The organism is Nonomuraea sp. NPDC050733 (assembly GCF_040654215.1).
In the GTDB taxonomy this organism is placed as follows: domain Bacteria; phylum Actinomycetota; class Actinomycetes; order Streptosporangiales; family Streptosporangiaceae; genus Nonomuraea.
In genome coordinates this window covers 87,982-97,351 of sequence record NZ_JBFAHO010000027.1, presented here as the reverse complement: position 1 = coordinate 97,351, position 9,370 = coordinate 87,982, and the positions used below count along the sequence as shown (strand labels likewise).

At 69.8% G+C, this 9,370-nt stretch carries 11 protein-coding genes and 2 pseudogenes; 8 read left to right on the top strand and 5 right to left on the bottom strand.

The features are described 5' to 3' along the window. The 3 genes and pseudogenes from AB0H64_RS31945 to AB0H64_RS31935 all read right to left on the bottom strand — a co-directional run. Nucleotides 1–323 (bottom strand): annotated as a pseudogene (locus tag AB0H64_RS31945) (hypothetical protein); the annotation flags it as partial. Nucleotides 324–472: 149 nt separating this feature from the next. Next, nucleotides 473–1,654, bottom strand: a complete 1,182-nt coding sequence (gene moeZ, locus AB0H64_RS31940) for an adenylyltransferase/sulfurtransferase MoeZ (protein ID WP_357632081.1) — start codon at nt 1,652–1,654, stop codon at nt 473–475. Between the two features lie 52 nt (nt 1,655–1,706). Then, nucleotides 1,707–2,618: an alpha/beta hydrolase gene (locus AB0H64_RS31935; protein ID WP_357632080.1), complete on the bottom strand. Its 912-nt coding sequence runs from the start codon at nt 2,616–2,618 to the stop codon at nt 1,707–1,709. A 359-nt stretch (nt 2,619–2,977) separates the two neighbouring features. Between AB0H64_RS31935 and AB0H64_RS31930 the strand changes: the two genes are divergently transcribed. After that, nucleotides 2,978–3,292 (top strand): hypothetical protein, encoded by a 315-nt coding sequence (locus AB0H64_RS31930; RefSeq protein WP_357632078.1) that lies wholly within the window; start codon nt 2,978–2,980, stop codon nt 3,290–3,292. A 332-nt stretch (nt 3,293–3,624) separates the two neighbouring features. Then, nucleotides 3,625–3,936, top strand: a complete 312-nt coding sequence (locus AB0H64_RS31925; RefSeq protein WP_357632076.1) for a hypothetical protein — start codon at nt 3,625–3,627, stop codon at nt 3,934–3,936. A 237-nt stretch (nt 3,937–4,173) separates the two neighbouring features. Here AB0H64_RS31925 and AB0H64_RS31920 read toward each other — a convergent pair whose 3' ends face one another. Continuing rightward, nucleotides 4,174–5,073 carry a Ku protein gene (locus AB0H64_RS31920; protein WP_357632074.1) on the bottom strand — a complete coding sequence of 300 codons (900 nt, stop codon included), beginning with the start codon at nt 5,071–5,073 and terminating at the stop codon, nt 4,174–4,176. A gap of 51 nt (nt 5,074–5,124) precedes the next feature. Here AB0H64_RS31920 and AB0H64_RS31915 point away from each other — a divergent pair. From AB0H64_RS31915 to AB0H64_RS31890, 6 genes and pseudogenes are all read left to right on the top strand, one after another. Then, a pseudogene (locus AB0H64_RS31915) lies at nt 5,125–5,709 on the top strand (DNA polymerase LigD); the annotation flags it as partial. A 30-nt stretch (nt 5,710–5,739) separates the two neighbouring features. Further along, on the top strand, nt 5,740–6,075 hold the full coding sequence (locus AB0H64_RS31910; RefSeq protein WP_357632086.1) for a hypothetical protein: 336 nt from the start codon (nt 5,740–5,742) through the stop codon (nt 6,073–6,075). A 16-nt stretch (nt 6,076–6,091) separates the two neighbouring features. Next, nucleotides 6,092–6,967, top strand: coding sequence for a non-homologous end-joining DNA ligase (ligD, locus tag AB0H64_RS31905; protein WP_357632072.1), 876 nt, complete (start codon nt 6,092–6,094; stop codon nt 6,965–6,967). Between the two features lie 35 nt (nt 6,968–7,002). Then, a complete protein-coding gene (locus AB0H64_RS31900) occupies nt 7,003–7,212 on the top strand; it encodes a hypothetical protein (protein WP_357632071.1) in 210 nt (69 codons plus the stop codon). A gap of 65 nt (nt 7,213–7,277) precedes the next feature. Beyond that, complete coding sequence (locus AB0H64_RS31895) at nt 7,278–7,898, top strand: TetR/AcrR family transcriptional regulator (RefSeq protein WP_357632069.1); 621 nt, start codon at nt 7,278–7,280, stop codon at nt 7,896–7,898. A 121-nt stretch (nt 7,899–8,019) separates the two neighbouring features. After that, a complete protein-coding gene (locus AB0H64_RS31890; RefSeq protein ID WP_357632067.1) occupies nt 8,020–8,250 on the top strand; it encodes a DUF3107 domain-containing protein in 231 nt (76 codons plus the stop codon). A 329-nt stretch (nt 8,251–8,579) separates the two neighbouring features. Here AB0H64_RS31890 and AB0H64_RS31885 read toward each other — a convergent pair whose 3' ends face one another. After that, the gene (locus AB0H64_RS31885) at nt 8,580–9,224 is read right to left on the bottom strand and encodes a ferritin-like fold-containing protein (RefSeq protein ID WP_357632065.1); all 645 of its coding nucleotides are present in this window, start codon (nt 9,222–9,224) and stop codon (nt 8,580–8,582) included. Nucleotides 9,225–9,370: the final 146 nt, after the last annotated feature.

Sequence of the window (9,370 nt, the reverse complement as noted above, 5' to 3'; positions counted from 1 at the left end):
GCCCGGCGCAGCGCCGCGCCGGCGGCCGGGTCCACGGCCCCGGCGCAGCTCGTGCGCGGCGAGATGCCGATCCGGCTGGCCTGCTCGGTGCCGCCCTGCTCGGCGGAGTACGCCAGGCGGGCCGGGAAGACGCGCCCCGCCGGCCAGACACGCCACCGCTCGGCCGTCTCCCGCTTGACGGCGGCGCGCAGCTCCGCGGTGTTCGGGCCCCGGGTCAGCTCCGTGCCCGCCGCACCGGCCGCCACCCCGGCGGTCACCGCGCAGACGAGCGTCAGCGCGGAGGCCACCACGAGGGCCGGCCAACAGGGGCGGGCAATGTCCACGGCTTCGACCTTAATGCGGGCGACCCGGTGCCATCCCCTGAAACCGGACCAGCAGCGGAAACCGGTCTTTCTCCGGACCGCCGGCAGGCGGGAGCAGACAAAGAACCGGCCGCCCCGAGGGACGGCCGGTCCGGTGAAGCACTCCGCGGTCAGTAGGACGGCAGGCTGGGGTCCACGGTCTTGACCCAGCTCAGCACGCCGCCGCCGACGTGGACGGCGTCGGAGAAGCCGGCGTTCTTGACGATGGCCAGCGCCTCCGCCGAGCGTGCCCCCGACTTGCAGTGCAGCACGATGCGCTTGTCCTGCGGCAGCCGCTCCAGCGCCGAGCCGTTGAGGAACTCGCCCTTGGGGATCAGCGTGGCGCCGGGGATGGAGACGATCTCGTACTCGTTCGGCTCGCGGACGTCCACGAGGAAGATGTCATCGCCGTTGTCCTGCATGGCCTTGAGCTCCAGTGCGGTGATCGTGGAGCCGGTGGCCGCCTCGGCGGCCTCGTCGGAGAGCGCGCCGCAGAACGCCTCGTAGTCGTCGAGCAGCGCGGTGACGGTGGGGTTCTTGCCGCACAGCACGCACTCGGGGTCCTTGCGGACCTTGACGTCGCGGTACTTCATCTCCAGGGCGTCGTAGATCATCAGCCGGCCCACGAGCGGGTCGCCGATGCCGGTGAGCAGCTTGATGGCCTCGTTGACCTGGATGGAGCCGATCGACGCGCAGAGCACGCCGAGCACGCCGCCCTCGGCGCACGACGGGACCATGCCGGGAGGCGGGGGCTCCGGGTAGAGGCAGCGGTAGCAGGGGCCGTGCTCGGCCCAGAACACGCTCGCCTGCCCGTCGAAGCGGTAGATGGAGCCCCACACGTACGGCTTGCCGAGCAGGACCGCCGCGTCGTTGACCATGTAACGGGTGGCGAAGTTGTCCGTGCCGTCGACGATGAGGTCGTAGCCGGAGAAGATCTCCATCACGTTGTCGTTGGTCAGCGCGGTGTTGTGGACGATCACGTCGACCAGCGGGTTGATCTCGCGGACGGTCGCCGCGGCGCTCTCGGCCTTCGGCCGGCCGACGTCGGACTGGCCGTGGATGATCTGGCGCTGCAGGTTGGACTCGTCGACGACGTCGAAGTCGATGATGCCGAGCGTGCCGACGCCCGCCGCCGCGAGGTACATCAGCCCGGGGGAGCCCAGGCCGCCCGCGCCCACGCAGAGCACCTTGGCGTTCTTCAGCCGCTTCTGCCCGGCCATCCCCACGTCGGGAATGATCAGGTGGCGTGAGTAGCGGCGCACTTCGTCAACGGTCAGCTCTGTGGCCGGCTCGACCAGAGGTGGCAACGACACTTTCTACGCTCCCGTTCCAGGGGGACCCATCTCACGTTCCTCAGGTTGGAACCTAGCCGGTGAGCGGGGCATTCCCCAATCGCGTCTCACCGATCAGACGGCGGGCCTCGGCGGCCACCACGGAGGGCATCTCCATCATCGCCACGTGCCCCGCCCCGGGCAACAGCACGAGCCTCACCTGCTGGAACGTGCGGGCCGCCTTGGCGGCCATGGCGGGACGGACCAGCCGGTCGTGCCGGCCGTGGATGATCAGCGTGGGCGCCTGGACGCGGGCGGCGCACCGCCACAGGCTGTCCTCGCCGCGCCGGAAGTACTCGGCGAAGTACTCCGCGACGATGCCGCGGGCCGAGCCGATCATGGCGGCTCCGGCGTACGGCAGGTCGTCGCGCCTGCGCAGCTCCTCGACGGCGTCGCGCAGCCGTACGGGATGGACGGCTGCGACGTTGGCCCACACCATCGCGAACGAGGCGTTGATGCGCTGCTCGGCCGGGACGAGCCGGAGCTTGTCGGCCACCCACTCGCCGAGCCTGGGCATCGCCGCGGCGGCCACGCGGACCGGCCCGTACCTGGGCAGCAGGTCGGGCAGCGCGGGCGAGATCAACGTGAGCGTGCGCACCAGGTCGGGCCGTTCCGCGGCGACGCGGACGGCCACCGCTCCCCCGAGCGAGTTGCCGAACAGATGGGCCGGGCCCGTGTGCTCCAGCAGGCCGATGACGGCTCTGGCGTGCGCGGCGACGCTGTAGTCCCCGTCCCCGGGGGCCGGTGAGTGGCCGGCGCCCGGCAGGTCGATGGCGTGGCCGGTGACGACGTCCTTGAGCTCGTCCATCAGGTCCGTCCAGTTGGTGGCGGCCCCGGCCAGCCCGTGGACGAACACGGCCTGTTCGGGAGCGCCGTCCGGGGTGGATCTGACGTGTACCGAGCCCACCATGCGTCCTGGCCAGTGCGGGATCGGCTCTGCTGCCATGTGCCCTCCTACTTCGCGCCCAGTCCACGATAGCGACCCCCTCGCGACACATCACACCATCCCATGACATAAGGGACTTAATAGCATTTTTCGGGACGTAGACACTTTTATTCGTGCGGCATATCGGCCGAACAGGCAGAGCAAAACGGACATATCATGGCAATTCATTTCATAAACACTTAATAAGAGCAATGGGACCGTTAGGGTATAGCAAAACGGCCCGATTCTCGTTTGCAGCCCCCGGCCGCCGGAAATGAAAAGCGTCGGATGGGGCTTTTGGTCACCATCCACGGGATATTCCGTTCAGGACGGAATGTGCCAAAAGAACCAGGGCAACCGATCCTTTAGGGGGGAATTCAATGCCCACGTTCAAGAGCGCAATCGCAGGTCTCGCGCTGGCCACCGCCGCGACCGGCGGCGTGGTCACCGTCGGCGCGCTGACCACCGCGTCGTCCGCCGGTGCCACCACGGTCACCAGCACGTCGGGTGACTTCAGCATGGGCTGCTGGCGCCGTTGGGGCTGCGGCTTCCGCGGTGGCTGGGGCCACCGTCGCGGCCACAACCGGGTGAAGATCCACATCCACATCCACAACAACAACGTGAACGACAACGACAACGACGCCGACGCCGACGCCGTCGCCGTGTCGCGTCGGGGCAACGACGACGACGACTGACAGTCGTCCGAACCCGAAGCGCTCCACCGGAGTGCCAGGCCGGCCGGGCGCACATGAGCCGTGCGACGTTTTCCGGCCGGGGTGAGCCCCGCGCTCACATCTGAAGAGCGCCCGCGTTCACCGGGGTCGTCATTCGCCGGGACGAGCGGCGACCCCCTCGGCGGTCACGGGTACCGAAGAAAAACGTAAGACCCGTAGCTGGACCGGAGAAAACTCCAGCCCATTTCCCGGCGCGTTCGGCAGTAGCACCGGAGCGCTTTTCTCAGCCATTCACACGGCGCCACAGGAAGCGCTCCGGTGGCACGTTCACTCACCATTCTTCGGGAGAATCCATGTTCAAGCACGCGATGGCGGGCCTCGCGGCCGCCACGGTCCTTTCCGGCGGCTTCGTCGCGCTGGGTGCGGCCACCACCACGGCCACCGCGGGTGCTGCCTCGGTGGACTTCAGCACGAGCTGCGGCCACCGCTGGGGCTGCGGCTGCCGCTTCCGTTGTGGCGGCTGGGGCGGCCGTGGCTTCCGCAGCGGCCACCAGAGGCTGCGGCTGCGCATCCACATCCACAACAACAACGTCAACAACAACGACAACGAAGCCGACGCCGACGCCGTCGCCGTGGCGCGTGGGGGCAACGACGACGACGACTGACCGTCGTCGAATTCTGAAGCGCTCCGACGGAGCGTGCCAGGCCGGCCCGGCGCATGTGAGCCGTGCGACGTTTTCCGGCCGGAGTGAGCTTCCAGCTCGTCACTGAGTGCCTGTGTTCGCCGTGGTGTCGGGGCCTCGCCCCCGGTCGCACCCGGACGGACACAGGCACTCGCCGTATGCAGCCGCCGTCGTGCATCACGTGTCACCATGCCGAGCGCCTCGGCGGGGCTGTGGGGCTCAGGCGGACTTGCGGGTCTTGCGCTTGGGGGCGGCCTTCTCCTCACCCTTGCGCGTCCCCTTGTCCTCGACGGCCTTGGGCTCCTTGGCCGCCATCTTCCTGCCGCGGGCGGGCTGGCCGGAGCGCTCCCGCTTGGCGGCCTCCACGCTGGCCCGCAGCGCGGCCATGAGGTCCACGGCAGGGCCGCCCTCCTCCTCGCCCCCCTGGGGCGCGACGACCTCCTTGCCCTCCACCTTGGCCTCGATCACCTGCTGCAGAGCCTCGCGGTAGGCGTCGTGGTACTCGGTCGGGTCGAAGTCGGACTCCATCGTGGTGATCAGGGACTCGGCCATCTTGAGCTCCTGCGGCCGTACCTCGATGTCCTCCTCCAGGAACTCGAAGTCCGGCTTGCGGATCTCGTCCGGCCACAGCATCGTCTCCAGGACGAACACCCCGTCGCGCACCCGCAGCGTCGCCAGCGACTCGCGCTGGCGCAGCGCCACCTTGACCACCGCCACCTGTCCCGAGCTCTCCAGCGCGTTCCGGAGCAGCACGTACGGCTTGGCGCCCTGCCCGTCCGGCTCCAGGTAGTACGACTTGGCGAAGTAGATGGGGTCGATCTGCTCGGCCGGGGCGAACTGGAGCACGTCGATGCGGCGGGACGTGCTGAGCGGCAGGTCCTCGAAGTCCTCGTCGGTCAGGACCACGATCTCACCGGTGGCCAGCTCGTACCCCTTGGCGATGTCGGAGTAGGGGACCTCCTCGCCGTCCACCGTGCAGACCCGCTTGTAGCGGATGCGTCCGCCGTCCTCGCGGTGCACCTGGTGGAAGCTGACGTCCTTCTGCTCCGTGGCGGAGAAGAGCTTGACGGGGATCGTGACCAGCCCGAAGGAGATCGCACCCTTCCAGATGCTGCGCATGGTCGCTCCTCAAGCGGTAACAGGTGGCTGGCCAATGGGCACATACCCGTCATGGGGCAAGGAATGCCATACCCGACGCCACATCCGATCGAACCAATGCTGGCCGTCCCCGGTGAACTCCCCAAGGACCGGGCAAGCTACGGCCTGGAGGTCAAGTGGGACGGCATCCGGGCGCTTCTCCACCTCGACGGCGGCCTGCGGCTGACCGGGCGGCACGGCGCCGACTACACCCGCCGCTATCCCGAGATATCCGTATGCGAGGCGAAGACCGCTGCCGGGCTCGGCGTGAGGAGCGCGGTCATCGACGGCGAGCTGGTGGCCCTCGACCCGCGCGGCCGGCCGAGCTTCCGGCGCCTGCAACGGCGGATGAACCTCACCGACCCCGAGCCGGCCATGCTGCGTCTCCACCCCATCACCTTCGTCCCCTTCGACCTGCTGTACCTCGACGGCACCCCGCTCCTCGACCTGCCGTACCGTGACCGGCGCGGCCTGCTCGACGAGCTGGACGCCGGCGCCCCGCCGTAGTTCCCCGGCGAGTCGGACCTGCTCGCGGCCACGCGGGAGCAGGGCCTCGAGGGGGTCGTCGCCAAGCGGCTGGACTCCCCGTACCGGCCGGGCGAGCGCTCCCCGTGGTGGGTCAAGGTCAAGCACCTGCGCACCACCGAGGTGGTCGTCGGCGGCTGGAAACCCGGCAAGGGTCGCCGGGCGGGCGGCATCGGGTCGTTGCTCATGGGCGTGTTCACCGGCGAGGGGCTCCGGTACGTCGGTCACGTCGGGACCGGATTCACCGACGCCACGCTCGACGAGCTGTACGCCCTGCTGGCGCCCCTGGAGATCCGGCACAGCCCGTTCGGCGATCCCGTGCCGTGGCGGAACCGGTGGGTTAGACCGGACCTCGTCGGGGAGGTGGCCTACACGATGTGGACCGACGACCTGAGACTCCGGCACCCCGTGTGGCGCGGGCTGCGCCCCGACAAGATCCCCGCGGAGGTCACCCTGTGAGCGCGGAGGTCACGCCGTGAAGAAGGTCCCCGTCCGCGTCGACGGGCGCGAGCTGGTGCTCAGCAACCTCGACAAGATCCTCTACCCCGAGGAGGGCTTCACCAAGGCCGAGGTCATCGACTACTACAGCCGCGTCGCGCCCCTCCTGCTCCCCCACCTGCGGGACCGGCCGCTCACCGTCAAGCGCTACCCCAACGGCGTCGAAGGCGCGTTCTTCTTCGAGAAGAACGCGCCCGAGCACACCCCCGGCTGGGTCCGCACGGTCCGGCTCCCGGCGCCCGGCAGCACCAAGAACCGCGAGACCATCGACTTCGCCGTCGTCGACGACCTGCCCACGCTCGTGTACTACGCCAACCTGGCCGCCCTGGAGCTGCACGTCCCGCAGTGGCGGGTCTCGCAGGACGGGCAGGCGCTGCCGCCCGACACGCTCGTCTTCGACCTCGACCCCGGCCCTCCGGCCACCATCGTGGAGTGCTGCGAGGTGGCGCTCACGCTGCGCGAGGTGCTGCGCGTCGAGGGGCTGACCGCCCTGCCGAAGACGAGCGGCAACAAGGGAATGCAGCTGTACGCCTCCTGGGACTGCCGCGAGGAGCCCTCCGCGTACGCCAGGAGACTCGCCCAGCTCCTGGAGAAGGAGCACCCGGATCAGGTGGTGAGCGTGATGGCCAAGAAGGCCCGCCCCGGGAAGGTGTTCATCGACTGGAGCCAGAACAACCCGGCGAAGACCACCGTGGCGCCCTACTCGCTGCGGGCCAGGCAACGCCCGACGGTCTCCACGCCCCTGCTGTGGGAGGAGGTCGAGAGCTGCGAACACCCCGACGACCTGGTCTTCACCGCGGCCGACGTGCTGGCGCGCGCCGAGGAACACGGGGATCTTTTCGCCCGGGCGTAGTCTGGTGAACGTCCACATCTGGAAGGGGACCTCACATGTCGGAGATGGACACGCGTGACGACGACCGCACCTTCGAGGAGGAGGAGCTGTCGATCGAGGCGCCGGAGGCCGACGCCGCCGAGCAGCAGCGCTCCGCCCGCGAGGAGACGGGACGGCCGCGTGCCTCGCTCCCGCTGGAGGCCGATCCCGCCGACGCGGCCGACCAGGACCGCGTCGTGGACCTCGATGACGACGACTACCGGTGAGGGTCACTTACCCGCACGTAGGATGTGCCGACACGGCACACTGAACAGACCCATGGGAGACCCGCGTGACAGCAACCCCGGATGCCAAGCCCCGGGGCACCCGGCTGCCCCGACTCGCCCGCCGCCGGCAGCTGCTCAGCGCCGCCCAGGAAGTGTTCGTCGAGAACGGCTACCACGCGGCCGCCATGGACGAGATCGCCGACCGGGCCGGGGTCAGCAAGCCGGTGCTCTACCAGCACTTCCCCGGCAAGCTTGAGCTGTACCTGGCGCTGCTCGACATGCACGTGGACGACATGGTCAACCGCTGCCGCGAGGCCCTGGCCTCCACCAACGAGAACAAGCTGCGGGTGCAGGCGACCTTCGCGGCGTTCTTCGACTTCGTCTCCACCCAGGGCGAGGCGTTCCGCCTGGTGTTCGAGTCCGACCTGCGCAACGTCGCGCCGGTGCGCCAGCGCGTGGAGCGCTCGCTGCGCGAGTGCGCGGAGATGGTCAGCGCGGTGATCCAGGAGGACACCGGCTGCACCAGCGACGAGGCCCACCTCCTCGGCGTCGGCCTGGTCGGCATGGCCGAGGTGAGCGCCCGGTACTGGGTCACGACCCACGGCTCCATCCCCAAGGAGGCGGCCGAGCAGCTCGTCGCCCGGCTCGCCTGGCGCGGCATCAGCGGTTTTCCGCGTACGGCTTAACCCGTTCGCTGGGCGCGATCACCCCGCCCGCTCCCACCCCGGAGGGGCGACCATGGAGGGGCCAGCCCCCGTCGAGCGTCAGCTCGGAGCGGCCGCGTCCACAGGCACGAAAGGGAGCACGATGGAAGTCAAGATCGGTGTGCGGTCCGTACACCGCGAGCTCGTCGTCGAGACCGACCTGTCGGCCGAGCAGGTCGAAGAGGAGATCAGAAACGCCCTGGCGGTCGAGCGCGGCGTGGTCTCGCTCACCGACACGAAGGGCAGGCGTGTGCTCGTGCCCACCTCGTCGCTGGGATTCGTCGAGATCGGCGAGGACGAGTCCCGTCCGGTCGGCTTCGGCGGCACCCTCTGACCTGACGCGGAGGGGGAGCGCCCCCGGCGACCCCCCGTCGATCGCCCCGCCCCGCCCCGGCTCACCGCTGGGGCGGGCGCGGAAGGCGAAACCGCTGTACCGTGCAGCTATGAGGGCCTGGCGCCGCCACGGCGGTTCCTTGACGAGATGCGGACCCAGTCGCTGGACCTCGCGCCCCGTGCTCCGCAGGGAGAGCGCACGCTGCCCAGCCACCGAGCCGTCCGAGGCCGGCCTCCCGGCCAGCCGACCACCATGGGGCTGCCGCCTCACCCGCCCAGGAGCGCGCGCCTGCCCCTGAGAAGATTCAGGCCCGTGCTCGTCCCTGGGCGTCACAGCCCCAGGGCGGTCATGCGCTTGCCGTGCTCCTCCGTCAGCCGGGCGAACATCCGCGAGATCTCCGCCTGGTCGTCCGCGTCCGAGGAGACCAGCATGCGCGCCAGCTCCGGCCGGGACGCCGCCACGCGCTGACCCTGGCTGAGCGCCTCGCCGACGAGCCGCCGCGCCCAGAGCGCCAGTCTGCCCGCGGCGACCGGGTCGGCCTCCAGCGCCGCCCTGACCCGCTCCACCGCGAACTCCGACCGGCCCTCGTTCGCGAGCACCTGGTCCACCAGCTTCGCCAGCGGAGGGTCCAGCCGCTTGGCCGCCTCCCGGTAGAAGTCGAACGCGATGCCCTCCCCCACGTACGCCTTGACCAGCGCCTCCAGCCAGTCGCCCGGCGCGGTCTGGGTGTGCCAGCCGTCCAGCGCCTCCACGAAGGGCGACATGGCCTCGTCCGGATCGGCGCCCAGCTCGGCCAGCTTGTCGCGCAGCAGCCGGAAGTGCGCGTACTCGGCCACGGCCAGCTCACTCAGCGCCGCCCGGTCCGCCAAGGAGGGGGCCAGGGACGCGGCGTCCTCGGTCATCCGCGCGAACGCGCTGAGCTCGGCATATGCCAGCACACCGAGCAGATCGACCACACCAGGAGACTCCTTCATGGAACGCAGCGTACTTGGCGGAATCTTCGGGAACATCCAGAAGCTCGGCCAACGTTGTGGTATCGAGTACACTGCTCTGTGAAAGTGCGACCGCACTGTGTAAATTCGGGGGATCCCCCCGAAAACCCCCGCTCCCCGGGCCCGCG